We start from the raw sequence: 25,064 nt of genomic DNA on the forward strand, positions 1-25,064 counted from the left end.
CGTGGCATCCCGGCATCTGTTGGGAAAAGATCACGATATATGGCGGTAAGCCGCGCAAGCGGCACATCAGGATGAGGGCAGACAGTGGCAACCCGAGCACAGAGCGGGATGATCCCATCGATCAGTCGATGGAGTAAATCACGGAAACTGCGCAATTTTGGCACTTTGGGGCTGGTCCTCATGGGCCCCGTTCTGGCGCTGGCCACTTACCTTGTTATCGGTCCCTTTGATCTTGGCGCGACAGCTCCAACCTTGCGACTGATTCTGTTGGCCGACCTTGTATACGTTCTGGTTGTTGCAGCACTTGTGCTTGGACAGGTTGGTAGCTTGATTGCCGCACGTCGGGCGAAATCGGCGGGCTCGCGCCTGCATTTGCGCCTGATCGGGGCGTTTACACTGCTAGCGCTGGTTCCAACGGTAACCGTAGCGATATTTGCCGGATTGACCGTCAACATCGGCCTTGAGGGCTGGTTTTCCGACCGGGTGCGCCAGGTTGTGGGATCTTCGCTGACCGCAGCAGAAGCCTATGAACAGGAACACCGTCGTGGATTGACACAAGACGCGTCTGTTCTGGCGCGATATCTGGATAATGCGCGATCGCTGGATTTCTATATCTCGGACGCAGAACTGCGCGAAGTTCTGGCGCAGGGGCAGGCTCAGATTCAACGGGGGCTGCGCGAAGCCTATGTCATCGACGGCGGTGGCGAAATCAAATCGCGTGGCGATCGGTCCTACCTGTTCAACTACGAAGCCCCAACCGCCGAGCAGATTGCTGAAGCCGCCGACAAGGGCCTGCTGATCATTGCCGACTGGCCCAACAATGAGTTCCGTGCGCTGGTCCCTCTCAAAGCCTTTCTGGACCGCTACCTCTATGTCAGCCGCGAGGTGGACGGACAGTTGTTGACCCTGCTGGACGATACCAAGGAAACGGCACAGTTCTACCAGCAGCTTGAAAGTGAACGGGGCAGGGTGTTGTTCGAGTTCGGCCTTTTGTATCTGGGCTTTGCCTTGATCCTAATCCTTGCGGCAATGTCCTTGGGCATGTGGTTTGCCGAACGGCTGTCGCGTCCCGTGGGACGGTTGACCACTGCGGCACAGCGGGTTGGGGCCGGTGATCTGAGCGTTCAGGTTATTGAAGAAGCCAGCGATGACGAAATCGCGATGCTGGGCCGGTATTTCAACCAGATGACCCGGCAGCTGAAAGGGCAGCGGGATACGCTGTTGGAGAACACGCGGCAGATTGAAAGCCGACGCCGTCTGTTTGACTCGGTGCTCAGCTCGGTCACGTCCGGTGTCGTTGGCGTAGATCCGGAAGGATGCATCACATTCGTGAACCGTTCTGCCGAGCGGTTGCTGGATTGGACCCGGGGCGAGCAGCATCTGGCCATTGGCATTGCAGTGCCAGAGTTCTTGCCCTTGTTTGAAAGTCTGAAAGACAGCGGGCAAGAGGCCGTTCAGGGAGAAATCAAGGTGACCCGCAAGGGGCGGCTTGAGAACCTTTTGGTCCGTATGGCCATCCGGCGCGGAGAAGACGGGGGCCTGGAAGGATATGTGGTTGCCTTTGATGACGTAACCGATCTGGTCAGCGCCCAACGGATGGCGGCTTGGGGCGATGTGGCCCGCCGCATCGCGCATGAGATCAAGAACCCTCTGACCCCGATTCAGCTGAGCGCGGAACGGATCAAGCGCAAGTTCTCGCGCAAGCTGGACGAGGAAGATAGCAGCAGTCTGGATTCGATGACCAACGTGATTGTGCGGCAGACCAACGATCTGCGTCGCATCGTGGATGAATTCTCGAAGTTTGCACGGATGCCTGAACCTGAACGCAGGGAAGAGAACCTTGTTGATCTGGTGCGTGAGGCGGTCCTGTTGCAACAGGCTGGGCAACCGGATGTGCTGATCGATGCCGATCTGCCGCAACAGCCTATCATGGCTGATGTGGATGCAACCATGCTGAACCAGGCGCTTACCAACCTTATCAAGAATGCCGGGGAAGCCATTGTAACTCTTAAGAAAAAAGGGGCTCCCGACAACCTTCAGCCACAGATCAAAGTGGCGGTTACCAGTGATGATGCGGGTACGGTCATCACCATTGCAGATAACGGGATCGGTCTGCCCGAGGATCGGGCACGGCTGTTTGAACCCTATGTAACGACACGTGACGAAGGGACCGGGCTGGGCCTGCCCATCGTCAAGAAGATCATTGAAGAGCATGGCGGCGCGCTGACCCTCGAGGACGCGCCCGTATTTGACGGACAGGACCATTTTGGCGCGATGGCCGTGATCCGATTGCCGGGGGCTACTATGTCCCCAACGGCAGCGCCACAGAAGCAGGCAATTAGAACCAACAAACTGAAAGCAGGCCAAAGATGAGTGACATTCTGATCGTAGATGACGAACGCGATATTCGCGAGCTGGTGTCCGACATTCTGGAGGACGAAGGCTATTCCACCCGGCTGGCGGCCAACTCGGACGAGTGCATGGCGTCAATCAACTCTGAACCGCCGGGGCTGTTGATCCTGGATATCTGGCTGAAAGACAGCCGCATGGATGGCATCGACATCCTGAAAGCAGTGAAACGTGACAACCCGGATGTACCGGTGGTGATCATTTCGGGCCATGGCAACATCGAAATTGCCGTCGCTGCAATCAAGCAGGGCGCGTATGATTTTATCGAAAAGCCTTTTAACATTGACCAATTGATGGTGGTGATCCGCCGTGCGATGGAGACCTCTCGCCTGCGTCGCGAGAATGCGTCTCTGAAGCGGAAAGAAGTCAACAATTCAGACATGATCGGCAAATCCGCTGCGTTCCGCGCCATGCAGGGGCAGTTGGACAAGGTGACCAAGTCAAATGGCCGCGTGATGCTCAGCGGTCCTGCGGGGTCCGGCAAGGAGATTGCAGCGCGGTACATCCATGCCCACTCCAACCGCGCCAACGGACCTTTTATCACCGTAAACTGTGCCGGGATCGAGCCCGAGCGTGTCGAAGAGGTTCTGTTTGGTCGGGAATCGGCAGAACGTGGCGTGGAATCCGGACTGTTGGAAGAGGCACATGGTGGTGTGGTCTATTTTGACGAAGTTGCCGACATGCCCCTTGGCACTCAATCCAAAATCCTGCGAGTGCTGGTAGATCAGCAATTCCAGCGCGTCGGTGGAAGTGACAAGGTGCGCGTGGACCTTCGCGTGATCTCGTCGACAAACAAGGATCTTGATGAGGAAATCGCCGCCGAGCGGTTCCGGGAAGAGCTGTACCACCGTCTGAATGTTGTCCCGATAGCAGTTCCGTCACTGGAAGATCGGCGCGAAGATATTCCGGTTTTGGCGCAGCACTTCATTGAGATGTGCAACGAAACCCAGGGTTTGCCGATCCGGGAATTGTCGGAAGAGGCCGTTGCCCTTCTACAGACAATGACCTGGCCCGGCAACGTGCGCCAGCTCAAGAACCTGATCGAGCGTGTTCTGATCCTGGGCGATGGATCCGGCCCGATTGAGGCGCGCGAGCTACCCAATGAAGAAGAAAAGGCTGAAGAGACCGGTCGTGTTGTGTTGTCTGGCGCACTGGCCACATTGCCGCTGCGCGAAGCCCGCGAGGCGTTCGAGCGAGAGTATCTGCTGACCCAGATCAACCGGTTTGGCGGCAATATCAGTCGCACGGCCAGCTTTGTTGGCATGGAGCGCAGCGCATTGCATCGGAAGTTGAAGTCGCTGGGTGTGGTGACTTCGAACAAATCCGGGGCGCGTGTTGCGCAAATTGATGAACCTGAACCGGCAGAATAGTCTGCCGGTCGCACGGTCTCAGGTTGGGCTTGACCCAATTTGAAAGTGCAGGCCGCGCACACGAAAAATATCAGGCATCAGCCGGCCTGACCGGGCGTTATGATCTGAAATGAGCCGTCATCGAATTTCACAAAGCACGAGGCGCTGTTGAGCGGCGGCAAAGTGGTGGTGCGGGTTGCGGGCACGCGTGATTTCACGTTCTGCTTGCACGGCGGCAGGCTAACTGGTCGAAACCCTTTCTGGGCCATGCATTGCGCTTCGACCGTGTTGCGCAAGCCCTGGTTTACATCCACGGTATAGACCCTGCCAGGCTGCCACCAGCCGGGCGATTGATAGCAACGACCTCTGCCGTCGCAATACGTGCGCCCGGGCCAGTAGGTTGGCGGGCTTTGGCGGATCTGATTGGCGACCGGGACCTCTTTGACCGCCTTGAGCTGGCATTGGGTGGTCTCTTTTTGCAGGCGCGATACGGTTTCACCCTCGCGATAGTAAAGCGAAAGCGGTCCGCAAGAAGACAATACCATCAGAGGTAACAGCACAGGAAACAGCGTTTTCATATGCTTATCTTGCCGCAGCTGGGCTGCGATGACAATTCAATTGACCGCTTTGGGGGCATCTGTCATTCAATCCCTTCAGGCAGAAGGGCCAGAAGCATGAAGGTCATTATTTGCGGTGCGGGTCAGGTCGGCTGGCAGATCGCGCGGCATCTTTCGGGCGAGCTGAACGATGTTACCGTCGTGGACAACAATCCCGACCTCGTAAGGCGGGCGACGGAAACGCTGGATGTGCAGGGGATCGCCGGGTTTGCAAGTTACCCGGACGTGCTGGAACGGGCAGGGGCGCGTGACGCCGACATGATCATTGCCGCCACCCATTCGGACGAGGTGAACATGGTCACCTGCCAGATGGCGCACTCGGTCTTTTCGATCCAGCGCAAGATTGCGCGCCTGCGGTCGAAATCCTATCTAGAGGCGATTCACTCGGATCTGTACCGTCGTGATCATCTGCCGATTGATGTGGTGATCAGTCCCGAACGCGAAGTTGCCGCCGCCGCCATGCGCCGCCTGTCTGCCCCATCCGCCTTTGACACCGAGATTTTCATGGATGGCAAGGCGCAGCTGCTGGGAGTGCGGGTGGAAGAGGATTGCCCGATCATAAACACACCGTTGCGGCAGCTTACGGATCTGTTCTCGACCCTCAGTTCCATTGTGGTTGGGGTGAGGCGCGAAGGCACGCTGTTTGCCCCCGAGTCGGAAGATCAGCTGTTTGTGGGCGACGAGTGTTATGTCTTTACCAACGTCAAGGACGTGGATCGCACCATGGAGGTGTTTGGCAAGGCGCAGAAGCGGCAGGATCGTGTGGTGATCGTGGGCGGCGGAAATGTCGGGCTGGAAGTGGCCAGAACCCTGGAAGAACGCGAAAGCCGTGTGCGGGCCAAGATCATCGAACGCGACCGCCATTGCGCTGAACTCGCCGCCGAAGCTCTGGAACGGACGATTGTGCTGCATGGCGACGGGCTGGATGCGGGGTTGCTGAGCGAAGCAGGGATCGAGCGGGCCGATGCGATGCTGGCGGTTACGGATGACGATCGTACGAACATGCTGGCCGCGGTGCGTGCCAAGGCCGAAGGGTGTGCTCTGGCGATTGCGTTGATCAACGACCCCAGCATGGTGGCCCTGATGGGGCCTCTGGGGATCGATGCCTATATCAATCCGCGGGCGACAACCGTCAGCTCGATCCTGCGACACATCCGCCATGGGCGGGTGCGTCAGGTCTATTCAATCGGGGACGCCGAGGCTGAGGTGATCGAGGCCGAGGTTCTGTCGACCTCGCCTATGGCCGGGCAACGGCTGCGCGATATCGACTTCCCCGAGGGTGTGCTTGTGGGCGCGGTGCGCAAGGGAGACGAAGTTCTGCGACCGACCGGCAGCCTGCGGATCGATGAAAAAGATGTGGTTGCAATCTTTGCCATGGCCAAAGACGTGCCAGAGGTTGAACGCCTGATGCAGGTTTCAATCGATTTCTTCTGATGGCGCATGCGAGGACACAACGGGTTGGTTTGTTGCGGCGGTTGCCGTTATTTCTGCTGATCTGGGGCATAGCGTCACTGGCCATGTGGATTCCGGCGATTTACGCGCTGGCACTGGACGATCACGACACGTCACGGTCCTTTCTGTATTCCGGGATTCTGGGCTTGTTTCTGGTCGCTACGATCGCGATGGCGTCCTCCAACCGCATACCCCGGCGCGGGACGTTGGGGCAGTTGGCGGTGATGCTGGCCTGTTTTACCCTCCTGCCCATTTTTCTTGCGATCCCGTTTCACGATGCACTTGGAACGACCATCTTCCTGAACGCCTATTTCGATATGGTCAGTGCCCTGACAACCACCGGGGCGGACCTGTTTCCTGACCCGGCCCGACTGTCGGCCCCGCTGCATTTGTGGCGCGCCATGGTCGGTTGGATGGGAGGCTTGCTGATGTGGATCGCTGCCGCCGCGATCCTTGCGCCACTGTCGCTTGGCGGGTTCGAGGTCACTGCCAGTGGGCAACCGGGGCGCCCGGTGTCGGGTGTGGCGCAAAGCGAACGAGTGGATCCGCGTGGTCGTCTGATCCGTGTCGCGAAGACCCTGACACCGGTTTATGTCGGGCTGACTGCCGTGATCTGGGTTCTTCTGCTGATTGCTGGCGAAGTCGGTCTGACGGCTGTGTGTCATGCAATGGCAGTTATGGCCACGTCCGGCATCTCACCGGTGGGTGGGATGGAGGGGGCGCAGGCCGGTTTTACGGGCGAGGCCATTCTGTTCCTGTTCCTGTTCTTCGCGCTCTCGCGCCTGACTTTTTCAAAGGATACCGCCACAACGGGTTATTCCCGTCTGGATGCGGACCCAGAATTTCGTATTGGCCTGATGATTGTACTTGCTGTCGCGATCCTGTTGTTCTTCCGCGTTGTTGCGGGTGTGACAGAAATCGGTGGTCAACTGGAACCATTGCAGGCGTTGCAAGTCATCTGGGGTATGCTGTTCACCACTCTCGCCTTCCTGACAACAGCCGGATTTGAAAGCGCGAACTGGAACGACGCTCAGCAACTGTCAGGTTTGGGAACGCCTGGTTTGCTATTGATGGGGCTGGCATTGATTGGCGGCGGGGTCGCGACAACGGCCGGGGGGGTCAAACTGTTACGGGTCTTCGCCCTGTATCTGAATGGCGCGCGTGAGATTGATCGCCTGATCTATCCTTCGTCCATCAGCAGTGCAGGGGGCGGAAACCGTCGCATTCAAAGCGACGGGGCGTTCATCGCCTGGATCTTCCTGATGCTCTTTGCGCTGACCCTTGCCGTGTTCAACCTTCTGCTGGCGGCGATGGGGTCCGGGTTCGAACAGGCCATGGTGCTCAGCGTTGCCACGCTCAGCACGACGGGACCATTGATCGACCTGGCCACGGACGTTCCAATTCGCCTGATCGACCTCTCCGCTGGTGCCAAACTGACGTTGTGCGCGGCGATGGTCGTAGGTCGCCTGGAAACGCTGGCGATTATTGCCCTGATCACCCCGTCGCTTTGGCGGGATTGAGCCGGGTGCAACTTGCGGTCGCTAACGCCTGATTTTTCATCTGGAATATCTGTGCGTAGCACTCCATACTCTGGCGGAGGGAGCGCGTTGGTCCGCAGCGCGTAGCAAGAACAATGGCGAGATTATAAAAATATGGCTTCGGACAGACAGAATCTTCAGGATGCCTTCCTGAACAATGTACGGAAAGCTAAGGTTCCGGTCACGATTTTCCTGATCAACGGCGTGAAATTGCAGGGTGTTATTACCTGGTTCGACAATTTTTGCGTATTGTTACGCCGCGACGGACAGTCGCAGTTGGTATACAAACACGCGATTTCGACCATCATGCCGTCGCAGCCGATCAATCTGTATGAGGGCGAAGACGCCTCTTGATGGAACATGACCGGATGCGCACCCGGGCCTGGGTGCTGCATCCCGAAATCAAATCAGATGAACAGCGCCGTGTCCCTGAACCGGCGCTGGAAGAGGCGGTCGCACTGGCCGCTGCATTGCCCGATCTGGATGTGATCGGATCCGAAATCGTGCGACTTCAACGCGCGCAGGCCGGATATTTGTTCGGCAGCGGCAAGATTGAAGAACTTGGTGAGCGTTTTCACGACAACGAAGTTGAGCTGGTTCTGATCGACGGGCCGGTGACACCGGTGCAGCAGCGCAATCTGGAAAAGGCATGGAAGGTCAAGATCCTCGACCGGACCGGGTTGATCCTTGAGATTTTCAGCGACCGAGCCCGCACGCGGGAAGGGGTGTTGCAGGTCGAAATGGCGGCGCTCAGCTATCAGCGGACGCGGCTGGTACGGGCCTGGACCCACCTTGAACGTCAGCGCGGTGGTTTGGGATTTGTCGGCGGACCCGGTGAAACCCAAATCGAAGCCGACCGTCGTGCCATTGACGAGCAACTGGTGCGTTTGCGGCGTCAGTTGCAGAAGGTGGTCAAGACCCGGACATTGCACCGGGCCGCCCGGGCCAAGGTGCCGTATCCAATCGTCGCACTCGTGGGCTACACAAACGCAGGCAAATCCACGCTGTTCAATCACCTGACCGGGGCCGAGGTGATGGCCAAGGACATGCTGTTTGCCACACTGGATCCAACCATGCGCCGCGTGCAATTGCCCGATGGTCCCGAAGTGATCCTGTCAGACACGGTGGGCTTTATCTCGAACCTTCCGACCGAGCTTGTGGCGGCCTTCCGGGCGACGCTGGAAGAGGTCTTGGGGGCCGATCTGATCGTCCATGTGCGTGATATCAGCCATGAGGAAACGGAGGCGCAGGCGCAGGATGTCGAGGCGATCCTGACCTCGCTGGGTGTCGACGACGAGCGGCCCCGGCTTGAGGTCTGGAACAAGATAGACTTGCTGAGCGCCGATGAGCGCGAGGCGACGCTGGCGCGCGCGGAACGAGATCCTGAGGTTTTTGCCATTTCTGCTGTAACCGGCGAAGGGATCGCACCTTTGCTGTCCGAGATCGCGATGCGTCTGCAAGGTGCACGGCGTGAGGCAGTTCTGGACCTGTCTTTCGCTGACGGTAACAAGCGGGCCTGGCTGTTCCGTCAGGATGTTGTACGCAACGAAGAACAAACCGAAGACGGGTTTCGTATCACCGTTTTGTGGACCGAGAAACAAGCGGCTCAGTTCGAGGCGCTGAAGAATTAGCGGTGGAACTGGATATGTCTGACAAGCCGGACCACAGAGTGTTCCTGAACGGCCATATCGATGTGCCTGCGGACCGGCTGGAAGGGGTGCGCGCGGCGTTGCCGGACCATGTAAAACTGACCCGCGCGGAAGAGGGCTGCATTTCTTTCGACGTGATCGAGGATCAGAGCAGGCCGGGTCGGTTCGACGTGTCAGAAGTGTTTGCAGATCAGCAAGCGTTCGATGCGCATCAGGCGAGGGCGCAGGCATCTGACTGGGCTCGGGTCACTCAGGGGATACCGCGACACTACAGGATAGAAAGCGCATCCAACGGGGGGTAGGTCAGGCCCCGTCTATCTGTCGTTGATAGTCATCCGCGTCGAACCAGCCTGTTGATGATTGTACAAGGTAGTCCGGCGTCAGTTCCCATTCCTCCCATCCACGCGTGACAACGTGATTGCCGGTCTCGGCGTGGTGCCCTTCGCGCGTCCAGACGAAAATGGCACGAGTTCCGGCCCATCGCATCATGTCACAGCGCACTTCCAGATCCGGAAAACTGGCGTAAGATTCGCGCACCAGGTTGGCGATTGCTTCGTGTCCTTTGGCTGGTTCGCTATCGTTGAAGGTGATCTGCCCGTCACGTGCAAAGAAACCGGCAACTGCGTCAGCGTCGCCAGAGCTCCATGCAATTGCGTAGTCGCGCGCAAGATTATTTAGGACATCCCGAATACTGGCCATACTCGTCCCCCTTTGGTCCCACATAATCAGTCCGATAATGTTAGGCGAATTTGATCTTGGGCGCCACGAGGCGTGGAAAATCGGGGCGGGGACTTGCCGAATAGGCGGATTATCGCGGGATCAGATTGGTTGTTCCGACAGCCGCGGCGCGGGCCAGATCAAGATCCAGTGACATGGGGATGTATTCGCCACGCCGCCACAACTGCGCCTGATCGTCATAGTAGCGTGACAGGAAATGACCCGATTGCCCGGTCGCCGTAATGAAGACCGAGCTGTTGGGGTCGGCGAAGTCATAAACCCCGCGATACCCGGCGCCGTGCACATTCTGGAACGGATCCGGCCCTTCGCCCGACGTGCGGCCTCGCAGCAGCGTGTTGTCGCCGCCACTGGTCGATTGGTGAATGTTAACAAAAAACCGCAATATGGGGGCGGATCCCAGCACGGGATGATCATGAGTTGCCTGATGCGCGTCGCCCCAACGCAGAGATTCAAGCGCGCTGCCATATCGTTCGGAGATCCAGATCAGCGCGTCGTCCAGCGCGAGCCGTGCCATTTCCGTGCAAGTCTCAACCGGTGCGCTTTGAATCACGTCGCACCAGACACCAGCGCCGTCAATTTCGCGATAGACCCGCTCGATGAACAGCGGTTCGACATGTTTGTATTCGCTGGCCAGTGGCCCAAGCTCGTCCGAGATCAGCCGGATTTGCAGCGCACGCAGCCAGGCCGCATAGATCAACGGCTCGGGCAGGTGTTCGTTCATCTCACCGTTCCAGTCCGCCAGCAGCGACAGCGCGATCTGGCGCTGACGCTCCAGAGTTCCTTCAGGGGCCGAAGCCCCGGTAAACCACAGATCGGCACCGATCAGCGGCAGCAGGGACCGCGCAGTAAAGCTGACCGTGTCCAATTGCGCTTCGATAAAACTGTCGCGGGTATGCACCTCGCGCGATTGCATCAGGCGTTCCCAGCGATGCACGCGCTGCGTATCACCCCATTCATACGAGACGTGCTCCGGAAACGGGCGGTCGATGATCTTGTTGTTCGTGTTGCCAAGAACACCGCCGACGGGGGCCACGAATTCCGGGTTGTCGGCATAGGGCAGGCGGCCTTGCCAGCGATTGGCTTCGATCCAGCCGGGCGATGGGATACGCCCACGGCTTTGGTTTTGCAGATCACGCCGTGGCATGGCGCCGATCAGCTTCATCCCAATCGTCGTCTTGTCGACCAGCGACAGATTCTGAGAAGGCGCGATGAACTGTTCACCGACCGCGATGGCCTGTTCCACGTTGTCGGCGTTCATCAGAGCCATGGACGCCGACATCGACGTGTCTTGCGGGCTGAGCGCCGTCCAGGACAGAGATGCCACGTGGCCCGGCGGCGTGATGGTTTCCAGCTTGTAGTCCGTGCCCGGCAGCACCGGCCCATTGTCCGTCCAACGCAGGGTCAGCGTAACCGGAGCCTCACCCTTGATCTCTATGATCGAAGGGCGGGTCTGGAATTCCTTGAAGCCGGTCGGGGTCAGGTATTCCTCGGGGTTGTCAGGATTGAGCTGCTCGATATGAACGTCCTGATCGTCAAGATACGAGGATGTAAGTCCCCATCCCAACCGGTCGCTGCGTCCTGTCATGATGGCGGGCACACCCGGGATCGAGGCCCCGATGGCACCGCCTTTTTTCAGATCGAGATGCGCCAGGTACCAAATCCCGGGAGCAGTGAAACCCAAATGAGGGTCGTTGGCCAACAGAGTCCCGCCACTTGCAGAACGTGACGGCGCGGCGGTCCAGGCGTTTGACGCTCCGGCCAGACCACGTTTGGGAAGGGGTGAAAGAGGTGTTTCGGGAATATCCGTTCCCGCCGCATAACGCCGAAGATTTGGGAACAGCGTGGCATATTCCGGCAACGCCGCGATGCCGGGCCCGGGAACGTCGGGCAGGATATCCGCCAGACGATCGGGGTTGTTCAGCATCAGCGACGTGCGCGCACGCAGAACTTCATCGGTCAGGTGACCTGACAGTTGCAGCGCCATCAGCTTGATCATCGCGATACTGTCACCCGGTTGCCAGGGTGAGACCGGAGCGTTGAACAGGAACATCTCAGGTGCGCCGCGACCCAACGCCTCTTCGTTGATCTCGGTCAGACGGGCATTGACCCCGGCGGAATAGGCACGCAAGGCGGCCTTGGTATAATCGTCCTGCACCTCGACCGAGCGGTGAGCCAGCCCATAAAGGTCCAATCTGCGCAGCAGCTTGTCGATGTGAAGCGTGCGCGGGCCAAAAACCTCAGACAGACGGCCTTGCGCGGTACGGCGCATGACCGTCATCTGCCACAGTCGGTCCTGTGCATGGGCATATCCCAATCCAAAAAACACATCGGGATCGGTCTGGCCCAGAATATGTGGCACGTTGGCGGTGTCGCGTACGATTTCGACCGGGGTGGTCAAACCGTCAACCTCAAGCGTTTGGTCATAGTCCGGCAGGGATTGGCTGGCCAGAAAATAGACAAGGCCCATAGCGGCGAGGATCAGGATGATCAGACCCGACGCGATGCGCACCAGCCAGCGGAAAACAAGACCCATTACTGCCCCAGATTCTTATTAAGTGAACGTTGGTCTGAGACTAGAGGATGGTCGGTCTGACCGAAAGAGGAACGCGGCAAGAACCTGCGCGGAGAGGGTTGAAATTAAATGCCCCGCCGCAGTGTTGCGCTGCGACGGGGCCGTGTGTGGGGGAAGTGGTAATCCGGGTTATGGAATGATGCGGGTGTATTTCGTTCCTTCGACGGTTGCGCCGATCTGAAGGCCAGCTTGCCCGAAGATCGCGGCCAGAACAGGGCTGCGCAGAGTCGTGGTGTCGGTCGACAACGAGTCGCCCTGATCGCTGACCACATATCCGATGTCGGCCCCGGCGGTCCAACCGCTTGAACGACGGAAATCATTCAGCGCATCTTCTGTCATGAAGAACAGCACATGCGCATATTGCTGAGCGCCGATCTGCAATCCGGCGGTGCCTTTGACGGCCGAGTAGTAATCGACTGTAGCGCCGTTGATACGCAACGCGCCGCGGCCATAGCCGCCGCCGAATACAAACCCCGCCTCGGTGATCAATGGCATGACAAGCAAGCCGTTGGCTTTGTTCGCGATTTCCACGGTGTTGGGGTATCGGCTGTACATCTCGGTCAGCGTGGCATCGACGCGGGCGTCGATCGTGGCCGAGTTAGAATTGCCGACGCCGTTGCCGCAGGCAGCGGTCAGGGTCAGGCCTGCCATGCCCAAGGCAAAGCCGCGACGGTTCAGTCGGGGGGAGTTGGAACTGCTCATGGTTTTTTCTCTGTAACTGTGCCTGATATGTCGGGTGATCCCGATCTTGCTGGCAAGGATACGCCGATTAGGGCGATGTGTCACGGGAAAGCTGCCCGCTGAAGGGGATTTGTCGGCGAAAAGTTGCGACTCTTCGGGGTTTTAGCCTTGCAGGATGCGGGCAACCTGAGGTGAGAAATAGGTCAGGATGCCATCGCATCCTGCGCGCTTGAAGGCCAGCAGGCTTTCAAGCATTGCCTTTTCTCCGTCGATCCAGCCATTCTGGGCGGCAGCCTGGATCATCGCGTATTCGCCCGAGACCTGGTAGGCATAGGTGGGTGCGCCGAAACTGTCTTTCACACGACGACAGATATCCAGATAGGGCATTCCGGGTTTGATCATCACCATGTCCGCGCCCTCGGTCAGGTCACGCTCGATCAGGCGCAACGCCTCGTCCGAGTTGGCAGGATCCATCTGGTAGGTTTTCTTGTCACCGGTCAGCGCGCCTGACGCGCCGACGGCGTCGCGGAAGGGGCCGAAAAAAGCGCTGGCGTATTTCGCGGCATAGCTGAGGATCATCACGTTGTGATGCCCGGCGCCTTCCAATGCGCGGCGCATCTCCCCGATCCGGCCGTCCATCATGTCCGACGGCCCGATGATGTCGGCTCCGGCGTCGGCCTGGGCAAGGGTCATCTTGACCAGCGCTTCGATGGTCTGATCATTCACGATCTCGCCGTCGACGACGTAACCGTCATGACCATTTATATTGTACGGGTCCAGCGCCACGTCTGTCATCACCGCGATGTCAGGGGCTGCCGCCTTGATCGCCCGGATGGCCCGGTTCGACAGGTTGTCAGGGTTCCAGGCCTCGGCGCAGTCTTCTGTTTTCAGCGCAGAATCCGTATAGGGAAAAATGCATATCGCGGGGATTCCAAGCGCCTGCGCTTCGATGGCCGCTTTTGCAATCAGATCCACCGAACGGCGGACCACGCCCGGCATCGAGGGTACGGGCTCTTCAATCCCTTCACCGTCGCGTACGAAAACGGGCCAGATCAGGTCATCCGTGGTCAAGGTGTTCTCGCGCACAAGCCCGCGAATTGCCTGAGATTGACGGGCACGCCGAAAGCGGGTCATGGGATAGGGTGCAATGGTCGGTTTCATGGCGCGTTCTCCTTGAACATTCGTGCATTGGGTGGCATGAATTCACAAAGGTCTCAAGGGTATCAATGGACGCGGCAGCGTGGCAGAACCTCTCTGAGAGGTTTGAATAAAGGGTTGGGTTTGGACTGGTACTCTTCGATCTTTGAAGTCATCGACATGCGCAGCTTCTCGAATCTCTGGTTCTGGATCGTGCTGGCGGTTGTCTGGTCATCGGCAAGCCACTGGGTGATGGGTATTCCCTATGATCTGGTGGTTCGTGCCCGACGCATTGGCGGGCAGGTCGAGATCGATCTTCTGGACATCGTTCGCATACACATCAACCGAATACTGTTGATCGTCGACATGTCCGGCACCATCTTACTGGCATTTGGGTGTTTTTTGTTCACCGGCTTGGCCACGCTGGGGTTCTACTATGGGGTCGAGTTCGCACAGGCCGTGTTTCTGCTTTTGTTTCCATTGACGCTTGTTCTGCTGGTGAACATCGTGCATGCACGACGATTGCGGCGGCAGGAACTGACGCTCGACTCCGTTTCGAAAACCATTGCGCGCTGTCGGCTTTATACCCAGATCATAGGCATGATCTCGATACTGGTCACTTCGTTCTGGGGCATGTATCAGAACATCTCGATTGGCGTTCTGGGATAGCAAAATCTGAAAGGCGAGGCGATGAAGGCTCCGAACCACGTGACAGTTGGCGGCGCCCCTGAAGGGTTTGACGCGCAGCTTGTGCTGAACGAAATCGCCCGCAGCAACGGGCCGGTGGCCCATGTCGCGCGAGATGACAAGCGGATGGAGGCGATGCGCGCTGCGCTGGCTTTCTTTGCCCCCGACATGCCGGTCTTCGTGTTTCCTGGCTGGGATTGTCTGCCTTATGACCGGGTGTCCCCCAATGCGGATATCTCGGCGGCCCGCGTTGCCACGCTGGCTGCGCTGGTTCACCAGATGCCGCAGAAATTCGTGTTGTTGACGACATTGAATGCGGCTACCCAACGCGTCCCGGCGCGAGACGTGTTGCGCGAGGCGGCTTTTACCGCCCGCGTCGATCAGCGCATTGACGAGACCGCGCTGCGCAACTTCCTGGTGCGCATGGGGTTCACGCAAAGCCCCACCGTGATGGAGCCGGGCGATTATGCCATTCGCGGCGGTATCATCGACATCTTCCCGCCGGGTGAATCGGGCCCTGTCCGTCTGGACTTGTTCGGAGATGTACTGGACGGCGCGCGCCGTTTTGATCCCGTGTCTCAGCGCACGACCGAAAAGCTGGACGTGGTCGAACTTGCTCCGGTGTCCGAGGTCATTCTGGATGACGCGGCCATCACACGGTTCCGCCAGAACTATCGCATTGAATTCGGCGCCGCCGGCACCGATGATCCGCTTTACGAGGCTGTAAGCGCCGGTCGCAAACATCAGGGCATCGAACATTGGCTGCCATTCTTCCACGACAAGCTTGAAACGCTGTTTGATTATTTGCCGGATGCCACGATCACTGTCGATGATCAGGTTACACCGGCCAGACTGGCCCGATGGGACACGATTGCCGATCAATATGAAACCCGGCGACTGGCGCTGGAAAACCGATCCCGTATGGATACGGTCTACAAACCCACACCTCCGGGCCTGCTGTATCTCGATGATGCCGCGTGGGAGGCGGCCGTCGGAGATCGGCGTGTCATGCAGTTCAGCCCCTTGCCGCAGGCGTCGGGCCCGGGTGTCATCGATGCGGGCGGGCGGATCGGGCGCAACTTTGCGCCCGAACGTCAGCAGGAAAGCATCAGCCTGTTCGGTGCTTTGGCCAGCCACATTGCAGCCAGGCTCGACAAAGGTCCGGTGCTGATTGCGTCCTATTCGGAAGGTGCGCGCGAACGTCTGACTGGCCTGATCGAGGATGAAGGTCTGGCCGAGGCGATTCCGATAACAAATGGCACGCGTATCGGAAAGCGCGGCTTGCACCTTGCCGTCTGGGCGCTGGAGCACGGTTTTGAGGCCCCCGACCTGACGGTGATCGCCGAACAGGATGTTCTGGGCGACAGGCTGATCCGCCAACCCAAGAAGCGCCGCAAGGCCGAAAATTTCCTGACCGAGACCCAATCCCTCAGCCCCGGTGATCTGGTGGTGCATGTTGACCACGGGATCGGTCGTTACATGGGGATGGAGGTCGTCACAGCCGCCGGTGCCGCCCATGAGTGTCTGCTGCTGGAATATGCCGAGCAGGCAAAGCTGTACCTGCCGGTCGAAAATATCGAACTGCTGTCGAAATACGGCCATGACCAAGGTCTTTTGGATCGACTTGGCGGCGGCGCATGGCAGGCCAAGAAAGCCAAGCTGAAAGAACGCATCCGCGAGATGGCCGACAAGCTGATCCGCATCGCGGCTGAACGTGCCTTGCGAAAAGCTCCGGTAATGGACCCACCTCCGCATGCATGGGAAGAGTTCAGCGCCCGTTTCCCATATCAGGAAACCGACGACCAGTTGAGCGCGATCTCGGATGTGATGGAGGACATGCACTCCGGCGCGCCGATGGACCGGCTGATCTGCGGTGACGTCGGCTTTGGCAAGACCGAGGTGGCAATGCGCGCCGCCTTTGTCGCCGCCATGTCCGGCGTGCAGGTGGCGGTCGTGGCACCAACAACACTGCTGGCCCGCCAGCACGCAGCAAGCTTCAGGGAACGGTTCCGTGGGTTTCCTCTGGAGGTTCGGCAATTGTCGCGCTTTGTCTCGTCGAAAGAGGCCCAGAAAACCCGCGACGGTTTGGCGCGCGGTACGGTGGATATCGTGATCGGGACCCATGCGCTGCTGGCCAAGAACATAAGGTTTAACAATCTGGGTCTGCTGATCATCGACGAGGAACAGCATTTCGGTGTCAGCCATAAGGAACGGCTGAAACAACTGCGCAGTGACATCCATGTACTGACACTGACCGCGACCCCGATTCCACGAACGCTGCAATTGTCGCTGACCGGGGTGCGCGACCTGTCGATCATTGGTACCCCGCCAATCGACCGTTTGGCAATCAGAACCTATGTCAGCGAATTCGACGCGGTCACGATCCGAGAGGCGCTTCTGCGCGAACACTATCGTGGCGGCCAAAGCTTCTACGTCGTTCCCCGTATCTCGGACCTGCCCGAGATCGAGGAGTTTTTGAAAGAGCAGCTGCCGGAACTGACCTATGTGGTTGCACATGGGCAAATGGCAGCCGGTGAGCTCGATGATCGCATGAACGCGTTCTATGACGGTAAATACGATGTGCTGCTGGCTACAACGATTGTCGAAAGCGGGCTGGATATTCCGACGGCGAACACGATGGTTGTGCACCGCGCGGATATGTTCGGCCTTGCGCAGCTCTATCAGATCAGGGGTCGCGTTGGGCGCTCGAAAACTCGTGCCTATGCCTATCTGACCACCAAACCACGCCAGAAGCTGACCGCCACGGCCGAGAAACGCCTGCGTGTCCTGGGATCGCTGGACACGTTGGGCGCCGGGTTTACGCTGGCTTCTCAGGATCTCGACATTCGCGGCGCGGGGAACCTGCTGGGTGAAGAGCAGTCCGGCCAGATGCGTGACGTCGGCTATGAACTTTATCAATCCATGCTGGAAGAGGCGATTGCCAAGATCAAAGCGGGTGAAATGGAGGGGCTGTCAGATGCTGATGACCAGTGGGCCCCGCAGATCAATCTGGGCGTGCCGGTTCTGATTCCCGAGGATTACGTACCCGATCTCGATGTTCGTCTGGGCCTTTACCGCCGCCTGTCATCGCTCTCGACCAAGGTTGAACTGGAGGGTTTTGCTGCGGAGTTGATCGACCGTTTTGGCAAGTTGCCGAAAGAGGTTAACACTCTGATGCTGGTCGTGCGCATCAAAGCCATGTGCAAACGGGCGGGCATTGCCAAGCTGGACGGCGGCCCGAAAGGGGCGACGATCCAGTTCCACAATGACAAGTTCGCATCACCAGAAGGTTTGGTCGAGTTCATTCAAAACCAGCGCGGCATGGCCAAGGTCAAGGATAACAAGATCGTCGTGCGCCGGGATTGGAAGAAAGACAGCGACAAGATCAAAGGGGCCTTTGCGATTGCCCGCGACCTTGCTGAAAAAGTGGTCGCGGAAAAGAAAAAGACCAAGGCAGGTTAAGCTGTGGGATTTGGGCTTTGCCCCTGCCGCATGCTGTACGTCTCGGCCGAGATCATTGCGGCCAGATGAACAAGGGATCCCAGCTTCATCTGGCTGAAAGTATCCCCGCCGGAGGCATCGCGTGGCAGCGCGATCCAACACACCTCATTCATGCATTGCGGCCTGCGCGCAGAAACAGGACGCTGCAACCGCCCGATCTGCCCGGGCCAGAGCCAGATCCAGGCGTTGTTTGACCTGTAGGATTTCAACATCTTCCCCCCGGGCTTTGAGACAATCGTACAGCCCCTTCAGGCTCCACACGTTGTCGGGATGGATCGAAGCGCGGCTGAGCGAGCCACCAAGGCCAAGATCTTCGCGATAGACAGCCTCTGCTTCTGCCGTATGACCTTGTTCGAACAGCAACGCGCCAAGCGCGTGGCGGGTGGGCTGCATCCAGCCCCAGGGCTCGTCATATGGCAGGGTGTCATCCAACTCGACCGAGCGGCGCAAATGGGCAAAAGCGATCTCAAAATTCCCCTTTCGGTACTCGATCTCACCACGCAGCATTTCCCGGGCAATTTCCAGCAGGTCTATCACGCGGTTGTTGTGCAACCTGCGCGTTTCCGGAACGCATTCCTTGGCTGCGAGAAACAGGTTCTCTTCCGCTTCAGCATGGGCAACATCACCAGTAGCGGCACGTGCGATGGCGCGGGCGTAGTGGGTCGTGGCCGTCAGGGTACGGTAGAGATCCGGATCGGAGGGCAGCTCCAGCGCCTTGGCCTCTTCCCAGCGACCAAAGCGGATCAGGATGTGCGGCCCCATGGACATGTAGCTTTCGAAGTAATCCGCCATGGGGGGGCTTTCGATACGAAGCATTTCTTCGGGCGTCGTTTCCCACAAACCCTGATTGGCGCGCAGGGCAGGTTCGATTTGTCCCAGAAACAGCGCGCCGTAGATGGCGAAGTGATAGTTGTGTTGGCGGTAGCCGGTGTAGATATTGAATGCCCCCTCGCGTTCGTAATACTTCAGATCGGCATCCGAGGCTTTTTCGTTCCAATGCACCACGTTGTGGTAGTGGCCGCAGAGGACGTCGATATGTGTCGGCATGTGAACGAGGTGGCCTGCATCAGGTACCAATGTGCGCAGGACATCACCGGCTTTCAGGGCTTTTTCCGGGGTGGGCGACATTTCCATCAGGTGAACATAAAGATGCAGCAGACCGGGATGCGACATGGCGGCCGGATCGCTGGCCATGGCTGTTTCCAATACTTCCTGAGCCTCAAGCGTTGCGGCGCCTTCAGCAGGCTGGCCGGTTTTCAGATCCCACATTTTCCAGGGCGTCAGGTTCAAAAGCGCTTCGACAAAGAGTGTGCGCAGGTCAAGGTGATCGGAGTGCGCAGCGAACGCCGCGCGCATCGCTTCGGCAAAATCGTGATCCCAAAGGTGCATGTCCTCGGCCGGATCCCGCTGCGGGTATCGCGCTGGAAGGGCCCGGATCAGTGCCTGCTCAACAGGCGTGCAGCCGTCAGCCAATTGAAGTGCGTTTTGCGTGGCATCATAAGCCAGCGCCAGCGCCTTGCTGCGTCCCTGCTCGTCCTGCAAGTCCCATGGCAGGTTGTAATTCGGTCCCGCCGCGTAGGCGACGCCCCAATATGCCATGGCGCATTGGGGGTCATGTTCAGCTGCGCGCTGGAAACAAACTACGGCTTCTTCGTGATTGTATCCATAGGTCCAGTTCAGTCCGCGGTCGAACCACAGCTGAGCCTCGGGAACGGAGGTCGTTCCCGGACAGGAATAGCTGCCCAGATCATAGTATTCACGCATCAGAAGCCCTCCGCTCGGTTCAGGTCGAGAGTAGCGTGTTTCTGACGAGTCGCACAGATCAGGCTGGCAGGCGCTCTTCGACGCGGCCCATATGCAGCATAAGCCCGAAGGCCAGAATGCACATGCTCAGGACGCCAAATGTCAAAGGCGCGATGGACCCATCGAAAAGCAACCCGATCGGCGCGGCAATAGCCGCAGCCAGAACCGTCGAAATGGATCCGATGACCGAGGCTGCCATTCCGGCAATATGCCCCATCGGCTCCATCGCGATGGCGTTCAGGTTGCCCAGTGTTACCCCGGCCATGAAAAACACCATGGTTTGCCAGAATACAAACAGTGCAAATGAGGCGTCCGGCGAAAGGTGCATGGTGTTAAGCGTCATAACAAAAGCGGTGATCAGGATTTGCCCCCCCAGCGCCCATGTCACCATCCGGCGCATGCCCACACGCACCACAAGTGCTGCATTCAACAAGCTGGCCGACCCAGACATCAAAGCCACGAACCCAAACCAGAATGGAAAGCTGTCGGCACGGTCATGGATTACGTCATAGACTGGCTGAACCATTGTCAGCATTGTGAACAGCACCCCCATGCACAGGGTCTGAACCATGATCGAAAGGCGCACGGTCGGATGGGAAAACATATCCTTCGTGGCCGAGAACATCAGCGGTATGCGGAAGGGACGGCGGTTTTCACGGGCCAGAGATTCCGGCAGGCGAACACCCATCCAGGAAATGATGACCAGGGCAAACAGAATGAACGACACAAATATCCCGCGCCAGCCAAAAAGGGCGATTACCCCTGCGCCCAACATCGGTGCGGCTGCGGGTACCAGCGTGAAAATCATCATCGCGATCGAGATGATCCGCGCCATTTCGCGGCCCGAATACAGGTCGCGAATGATTGCCATGGCAACCACGCGCGGACCTGCGGCGCCCAGCCCCTGAACCACGCGCGCAATCAATACCAGCTCCAGTGAAGAACTGGCCCATGCGACGGCAGAAGCTGCTATGTACAAAGCCGCGCCGCCGTAAATGACCGGTTTTCGTCCGATCGCGTCAGAGAGAGGGCCGGTAAAGAAAGTGCCGATCCCCATTCCAAGGACAAAAGACGTCAGGATAAGTTGGGCACGGTTAACGTCATCGGGGCTGAGCTGCGCGCCGATCTCGGGCAGCGCAGGCAGCATAGAATCGATCGAAAAGGCGATGGTGGCGAACATCATTGCAATCAGCGCAATGAATTCCGCCTTCGACATGCGATTAGCCATGAAGCACTCCTAACCCGTTCGCGCTATCACGGCGGGTCGGCATAGGCCAGACTGGAAATTTGCACAGACCTCTGTGCTATTCTGCAGGGGAAGCCTCAAGTTGAGACATGATCTCAGCGATTACTTTCTCCCACATTTCAGGAGGTTGCGCGCCCGGCACCGCATGTTGGTTCGCGACAATGAAGGTCGGAACCGAACTGACGCCCATTTCGCGAGAATGAGCATCGCGGTTGCGGATATCCTCGCGGTCGGCGTCGGATTTCAGCAGCTTCATGACCACGGCTGCGTCCATTCCGGTGCTGTCTGCGATGTCGGCCAACACCTCGTGGTCGCCGATGTCGCGGCCCTGCACGAAATAGGCGTCGAACAGCGCATCCACCACCTCGTTCTGCTTGCCCTCGATCCCTGCCCAGTGGATCAGGCGATGGGCGTCCAGCGTGTTGGGGGTACGTTTCATGGCCTCGAAGTTGATGTTCAGACCGGCCTTTTCGGCATGTTCCACCACCGGCGCATAGGCGCGCAACGCGCCGTCCTTGCCGCCGAACTTGCGCTCAAGATACTCGCGCCGATCCATACCCGCATCCGGCATGTCAGGATTCAACTGGAACGGATGCCATTCAATGACAAAGGGGTGGTCGGGCACATTGGCCAGAGCCTTGTCCAGATGGGTTTTGCCAATATAGCACCACGGGCAGATCGGATCGGACAGGATATCGAGCTTGACGGTCTGGGTCATTTTGTTGGTGCCTCGAAATAGGCCGGCAGCGCCCGGCGCAGGAGTTTGCCATTTCCGCCGGTTGGCAGGGCAGGCAAATGGATGAAGGCGCGAGGCTGTTTGTACCGCGCCAGGTTGGCTTCGACATAGGTGCGCAACGGCGTATCGTCCAGCTTTTCCGGGCCCGTATAAAAGGCCGCTATCACAAATGTGTCCGGTTTGACCTCGACTGCCGCTGCGCCGACTTGGGTTATGCCCGGATAGCGGGCAAGAACGGCTTCGACCTCGACCGGGGACACGCGATAGCCACCCGCGTTCATCATGTCGTCGTCGCGGCCCAGATAGCTGATCTGGCCATCCACTGCCATGGCCCCCTGATCGCCAGTCAGAAACCATTCACCCTGCATCCGCGTTTCAACGTCCTCGGGTGCGTTAAGATAGGTCAGCATCAACCCGGGGTCAGAGCGGTGAATGGCAATTGTACCTTCCTGCCCCTGTGGCACCGGACCGTCCGGACCAAGGATCGCCACTCGACGCCCGGGTTGCGGTTGTCCCAGTGCGTCGCCGCGCGCAAGATGGTCCGGGCTGGAGGAAATGAAGGTAGAGCATTCGGACATGCCGTAGGCTTCGAACAGCTCGGTGCCGGTGGCATTCAGCCACTGTTCGTGCAGGGCGCGCGACAGTTTCTCGCCCGCGCATAATCCGTGGCGCAGGTCTGGCAGCTCCATCCGATTGCGCCCTTGCAATATCTTGCGAAAGACCCCCGGAGCCGCAGCAAAGATCGTTGCACCGTGCTGGCGTAGCAAGGCAGGCAACGCATTGATTTCGGTGCCGGGTTCCGGGATCAGGGCCGTCGCACCGATGGTCCATGGGTCCATCAAGCCAGTGCCCAGCGTATAGGTCCAGTTGAAAGCCCCCGCGTGACACAGCCGGTCGGTCTCGCGCAGACCATACCAGCCATCGACCATCATCTGCCGCGCCCAGATTGCCCGGTGGGCATGGGCCACGGCACGAGGCTTGCCCGAAGTTCCAGAGGTGTAGACGACATAGGCCATACGTTCCGGATCGCCCATGTCAAAACCTGCCGTGGGCAGGTTTCGCATCGCTTTCAACGCGTCCAGCCTGATCTGCTTGGAATGCGAGGCACAGGCAACATCCGGATCGCGCAGTATGGCCGCCGGAGAAAGCTCGTCGATCATTTTGGCGGTTTCGGGTTCCGTCAGTTGCGACGATGTCGGCACCGGTACGATACCCACGGCAATTGCACCCAGATAGGCAATCGGGAAGTCCACCGTATTGCCCAGCCGCATCAGGGCGATATCTCCGGGTTTCAATCCTGCCCGCAGCAACCCCGCGCCGGTGCCCAGCACGGCTGTTTTCAGATTGCGAAAGCTCCAATCCTGCGTATCGTTTTCACGCAAGACTGACAAAGCCACTTTATCCGGGGCTTGATCCGCGCAGCCCAGAACATGAGCTGCCAGATTGAAAGGCGTGGGGCAGGGCGCAGGCGCCCCCTGATCGAATATTGACAACATGGCCTCTGGCTATCGCGCCGCCTGTCGCGTTGCAAGCGTGGCTGGCCGGGCCTATAGAAGGGTCATGAGCACTCAAGATCCCAAATCTCTGATCCGAATTGCCCGCAACTCTGGCGAACACACCGAAGTTGAACCGTTGGACCTTGGCGCGCGTGTGAGAGAGCTGCGCAAAGCACGGGAATGGACATTGGAGCAAGCCGCCAGTCAGGCCGGTTTGGCACGTTCGACCCTCAGCAAGATCGAAAACGGGCAGATGTCGCCGACCTACGACGCGCTCAAGAAGCTTGCGACTGGATTGGAGATTTCGGTTCCGCAGCTTTTCACGCCGCCCCAGCGCGATCAGGTGATCGGGCGTATGGCGATAACCCGTCTGGGCGACGGCACGGCGCACGCCACAACCACTTATGAACATGAGTTGCTGGCCGAAACCCTGACCAAGAAACAAATGCTGCCCTATCGCGCGCGGGTCCGCGCGAGATCAATGGAGGAATTTGACGGCTGGGTGCGCCATGACGGAGAAGAGTTCATGTATGTACTGACCGGTGTCGTCAAGCTTTACACCGAGTTTTATGAGCCGGTGGAGATGCGCAGGGGCGACAGCGCCTATTACGACGGCAGCATGGGCCACAATGTGATTTCCGTCAGTGACGAAGACGCGACTATCCTTTGGGTCACATCACTTGCTTAAAGCGGCACTGCTGAATTCACGGTTCAGCCCTTCGGTGAACAGGAAGTCTTCGACCTCCTCATGCGCCTCATTCATTGTAAGTTGGTGACGTTCGGCCAAATAGGCTTCAAATCCTTTTCGATCCTTCAACACGCGCATCATGTCTTTGTCACGCAAGTTCGGAAAACGCCGCTTTGCGCGTTCGCAGGCCGCGCTCCAGTCTTTTGTAAGATCGGTCCAGTTCATCATCAATGAGCTTCCCTTAGCAACGATTAGGACTGCTCTCCCCCACATCAGAGTACGAACGGGGTGCCGTAACGAAAGACATGACAAAATGTCGCATCCTGAGGCCGCGCCTTTTTTGGGGGGAATTGTGCCCGCTGCGAAGTATCCGCAGCGGGGCGACGGGCCTACATTTGGTGTGAGTGGTGGCGGGCCCGGTTGTTCTTTGGTTCCCAGCGTCCGATTGTCCGGGCAGTCCGGGATCTTGGGCTGGCACCAGCTATCTATGACGACTAAATATGCCATTTTATACAGGTTTTTCTAGATGAGTAAAACTGTTTGAGGGCGTTTCCTGCGGGATCACCCGGTGGTGATTGTGTTGGCGGCCCAGTACGGCGGTTTGGGTGCAATCAAACGATATCTTGTATGACGCGGCAATGTGCTGAATTTTGCCGACTGATGGAGTCTTCCTGACCGCAGATTGTATAGAACTGCTGAAACTTCGAGCTTCTGACGTTCGGAATGCCCGCTTGGAAAAACCCGCCGGGATCACATACCCATCGG

General features: G+C 58.5%; 21 protein-coding genes. 10 read left to right on the top strand and 11 right to left on the bottom strand.

Annotation, left to right across the window (positions count from 1 at the left end):
- The first annotated feature begins 108 nt into the window (after positions 1-108).
- Positions 109-2,373 carry a PAS domain-containing sensor histidine kinase gene (locus D1823_RS04370; protein WP_117868781.1) on the top strand — a complete coding sequence of 755 codons (2,265 nt, stop codon included), beginning with the start codon at positions 109-111 and terminating at the stop codon, positions 2,371-2,373.
- Positions 2,370-3,779, top strand: coding sequence for a sigma-54 dependent transcriptional regulator (locus D1823_RS04375; protein ID WP_117868782.1), 1,410 nt, complete (start codon positions 2,370-2,372; stop codon positions 3,777-3,779). The genes D1823_RS04370 and D1823_RS04375 overlap by 4 nt, the downstream gene beginning before the upstream one ends.
- Positions 3,780-3,856: 77 nt before the next feature.
- Here D1823_RS04375 and D1823_RS04380 read toward each other — a convergent pair whose 3' ends face one another.
- Complete coding sequence (locus tag D1823_RS04380) at positions 3,857-4,336, bottom strand: hypothetical protein (protein ID WP_117868783.1); 480 nt, start codon at positions 4,334-4,336, stop codon at positions 3,857-3,859.
- A gap of 96 nt (positions 4,337-4,432) precedes the next feature.
- On the opposite strand from D1823_RS04380, the gene trkA reads away from it, so the two are divergent.
- The 5 genes from trkA to D1823_RS04405 all read left to right on the top strand — a co-directional run bounded on the left by trkA (position 4,433) and on the right by D1823_RS04405 (position 9,316).
- Complete coding sequence (trkA, locus tag D1823_RS04385; RefSeq protein WP_117872734.1) at positions 4,433-5,809, top strand: Trk system potassium transporter TrkA; 1,377 nt, start codon at positions 4,433-4,435, stop codon at positions 5,807-5,809.
- The gene (locus tag D1823_RS04390; RefSeq protein ID WP_117868784.1) at positions 5,809-7,347 is read left to right on the top strand and encodes a TrkH family potassium uptake protein; all 1,539 of its coding nucleotides are present in this window, start codon (positions 5,809-5,811) and stop codon (positions 7,345-7,347) included. The genes trkA and D1823_RS04390 overlap by 1 nt, the downstream gene beginning before the upstream one ends.
- A 132-nt stretch (positions 7,348-7,479) precedes the next feature.
- Entirely contained in the window at positions 7,480-7,719 is a 240-nt protein-coding gene (gene hfq / locus D1823_RS04395) for an RNA chaperone Hfq (RefSeq protein ID WP_005982826.1), read from the top strand.
- Positions 7,719-8,996, top strand: coding sequence for a GTPase HflX (gene hflX, locus D1823_RS04400; protein ID WP_117868785.1), 1,278 nt, complete (start codon positions 7,719-7,721; stop codon positions 8,994-8,996). Before hfq ends, hflX begins: the two co-directional genes overlap by 1 nt.
- Before the next feature lie 14 nt (positions 8,997-9,010).
- Positions 9,011-9,316, top strand: a complete 306-nt coding sequence (locus D1823_RS04405) for a putative quinol monooxygenase (RefSeq protein ID WP_117872735.1) — start codon at positions 9,011-9,013, stop codon at positions 9,314-9,316.
- Position 9,317: 1 nt separating this feature from the next.
- Here the strand turns inward: D1823_RS04405 and D1823_RS04410 are convergent, their stop codons facing one another.
- The 4 genes from D1823_RS04410 to hemB all read right to left on the bottom strand — a co-directional run bounded on the left by D1823_RS04410 (position 9,318) and on the right by hemB (position 14,166).
- Complete coding sequence (locus D1823_RS04410; protein WP_117868786.1) at positions 9,318-9,713, bottom strand: nuclear transport factor 2 family protein; 396 nt, start codon at positions 9,711-9,713, stop codon at positions 9,318-9,320.
- A gap of 109 nt (positions 9,714-9,822) precedes the next feature.
- Entirely contained in the window at positions 9,823-12,285 is a 2,463-nt protein-coding gene (locus tag D1823_RS04415) for a penicillin acylase family protein (protein ID WP_117868787.1), read from the bottom strand.
- Between the two features lie 168 nt (positions 12,286-12,453).
- On the bottom strand, positions 12,454-13,026 hold the full coding sequence (locus D1823_RS04420; RefSeq protein WP_117868788.1) for a YSC84-related protein: 573 nt from the start codon (positions 13,024-13,026) through the stop codon (positions 12,454-12,456).
- Positions 13,027-13,167: 141 nt separating this feature from the next.
- The gene (hemB, locus tag D1823_RS04425; RefSeq protein WP_117868789.1) at positions 13,168-14,166 is read right to left on the bottom strand and encodes a porphobilinogen synthase; all 999 of its coding nucleotides are present in this window, start codon (positions 14,164-14,166) and stop codon (positions 13,168-13,170) included.
- Positions 14,167-14,286: 120 nt separating this feature from the next.
- On the opposite strand from hemB, the gene D1823_RS04430 reads away from it, so the two are divergent.
- Positions 14,287-14,811, top strand: coding sequence for a component of SufBCD complex (locus D1823_RS04430; RefSeq protein ID WP_117872736.1), 525 nt, complete (start codon positions 14,287-14,289; stop codon positions 14,809-14,811).
- Positions 14,812-14,832: 21 nt separating this feature from the next.
- Complete coding sequence (gene mfd / locus D1823_RS04435) at positions 14,833-18,291, top strand: transcription-repair coupling factor (protein ID WP_117868790.1); 3,459 nt, start codon at positions 14,833-14,835, stop codon at positions 18,289-18,291.
- Here the strand turns inward: mfd and D1823_RS21845 are convergent.
- The 5 genes from D1823_RS21845 to D1823_RS04455 form a co-directional block, all read right to left on the bottom strand.
- The gene (locus tag D1823_RS21845; RefSeq protein WP_162896763.1) at positions 18,288-18,443 is read right to left on the bottom strand and encodes a hypothetical protein; all 156 of its coding nucleotides are present in this window, start codon (positions 18,441-18,443) and stop codon (positions 18,288-18,290) included. The two genes, mfd and D1823_RS21845, sit on opposite strands and share 4 nt — an antisense overlap.
- A complete protein-coding gene (locus D1823_RS04440) occupies positions 18,436-20,094 on the bottom strand; it encodes a tetratricopeptide repeat protein (protein WP_117868791.1) in 1,659 nt (552 codons plus the stop codon). Before D1823_RS04440 ends, D1823_RS21845 begins: the two co-directional genes overlap by 8 nt.
- Positions 20,095-20,152: 58 nt before the next feature.
- Complete coding sequence (locus D1823_RS04445) at positions 20,153-21,361, bottom strand: multidrug effflux MFS transporter (RefSeq protein ID WP_117868792.1); 1,209 nt, start codon at positions 21,359-21,361, stop codon at positions 20,153-20,155.
- Between the two features lie 76 nt (positions 21,362-21,437).
- Entirely contained in the window at positions 21,438-22,097 is a 660-nt protein-coding gene (locus D1823_RS04450; protein ID WP_117868793.1) for a DsbA family oxidoreductase, read from the bottom strand.
- Positions 22,094-23,611 carry a class I adenylate-forming enzyme family protein gene (locus D1823_RS04455; protein WP_117868794.1) on the bottom strand — a complete coding sequence of 506 codons (1,518 nt, stop codon included), beginning with the start codon at positions 23,609-23,611 and terminating at the stop codon, positions 22,094-22,096. Before D1823_RS04455 ends, D1823_RS04450 begins: the two co-directional genes overlap by 4 nt.
- A 64-nt stretch (positions 23,612-23,675) precedes the next feature.
- Between D1823_RS04455 and D1823_RS04460 the strand changes: the two genes are divergently transcribed.
- Positions 23,676-24,299, top strand: coding sequence for a helix-turn-helix domain-containing protein (locus D1823_RS04460; protein WP_117868795.1), 624 nt, complete (start codon positions 23,676-23,678; stop codon positions 24,297-24,299).
- Here the strand turns inward: D1823_RS04460 and D1823_RS04465 are convergent.
- On the bottom strand, positions 24,288-24,527 hold the full coding sequence (locus D1823_RS04465) for a hypothetical protein (protein WP_117868796.1): 240 nt from the start codon (positions 24,525-24,527) through the stop codon (positions 24,288-24,290). The two genes, D1823_RS04460 and D1823_RS04465, sit on opposite strands and share 12 nt — an antisense overlap.
- Positions 24,528-25,064: the final 537 nt, after the last annotated feature.

Origin of the sequence: Ruegeria sp. AD91A, assembly GCF_003443535.1 — a bacterium.
Lineage (GTDB): Bacteria > Pseudomonadota > Alphaproteobacteria > Rhodobacterales > Rhodobacteraceae > Ruegeria.

Coding starts and splice junctions, on each gene's coding strand:
- D1823_RS04390 (WP_117868784.1), top strand. CDS start 5,809: ATGGCGCATGCGAGGACACAACGGGTTGGTTTGTTGCGGCGGTTGCCG.
- D1823_RS04380 (WP_117868783.1), bottom strand. CDS start 4,336: ATGAAAACGCTGTTTCCTGTGCTGTTACCTCTGATGGTATTGTCTTCT.
- D1823_RS04450 (WP_117868793.1), bottom strand. CDS start 22,097: ATGACCCAGACCGTCAAGCTCGATATCCTGTCCGATCCGATCTGCCCG.
- D1823_RS04405 (WP_117872735.1), top strand. CDS start 9,011: ATGTCTGACAAGCCGGACCACAGAGTGTTCCTGAACGGCCATATCGAT.
- D1823_RS04455 (WP_117868794.1), bottom strand. CDS start 23,611: ATGTTGTCAATATTCGATCAGGGGGCGCCTGCGCCCTGCCCCACGCCT.
- trkA (WP_117872734.1), top strand. CDS start 4,433: ATGAAGGTCATTATTTGCGGTGCGGGTCAGGTCGGCTGGCAGATCGCG.
- hemB (WP_117868789.1), bottom strand. CDS start 14,166: ATGAAACCGACCATTGCACCCTATCCCATGACCCGCTTTCGGCGTGCC.
- D1823_RS04410 (WP_117868786.1), bottom strand. CDS start 9,713: ATGGCCAGTATTCGGGATGTCCTAAATAATCTTGCGCGCGACTACGCA.
- D1823_RS04375 (WP_117868782.1), top strand. CDS start 2,370: ATGAGTGACATTCTGATCGTAGATGACGAACGCGATATTCGCGAGCTG.
- D1823_RS04440 (WP_117868791.1), bottom strand. CDS start 20,094: ATGCGTGAATACTATGATCTGGGCAGCTATTCCTGTCCGGGAACGACC.
- D1823_RS04420 (WP_117868788.1), bottom strand. CDS start 13,026: ATGAGCAGTTCCAACTCCCCCCGACTGAACCGTCGCGGCTTTGCCTTG.
- D1823_RS21845 (WP_162896763.1), bottom strand. CDS start 18,443: ATGAATGAGGTGTGTTGGATCGCGCTGCCACGCGATGCCTCCGGCGGG.
- mfd (WP_117868790.1), top strand. CDS start 14,833: ATGAAGGCTCCGAACCACGTGACAGTTGGCGGCGCCCCTGAAGGGTTT.
- D1823_RS04415 (WP_117868787.1), bottom strand. CDS start 12,285: ATGGGTCTTGTTTTCCGCTGGCTGGTGCGCATCGCGTCGGGTCTGATC.
- D1823_RS04460 (WP_117868795.1), top strand. CDS start 23,676: ATGAGCACTCAAGATCCCAAATCTCTGATCCGAATTGCCCGCAACTCT.
- D1823_RS04445 (WP_117868792.1), bottom strand. CDS start 21,361: ATGGCTAATCGCATGTCGAAGGCGGAATTCATTGCGCTGATTGCAATG.
- hflX (WP_117868785.1), top strand. CDS start 7,719: ATGGAACATGACCGGATGCGCACCCGGGCCTGGGTGCTGCATCCCGAA.
- D1823_RS04370 (WP_117868781.1), top strand. CDS start 109: ATGATCCCATCGATCAGTCGATGGAGTAAATCACGGAAACTGCGCAAT.
- hfq (WP_005982826.1), top strand. CDS start 7,480: ATGGCTTCGGACAGACAGAATCTTCAGGATGCCTTCCTGAACAATGTA.
- D1823_RS04465 (WP_117868796.1), bottom strand. CDS start 24,527: ATGATGAACTGGACCGATCTTACAAAAGACTGGAGCGCGGCCTGCGAA.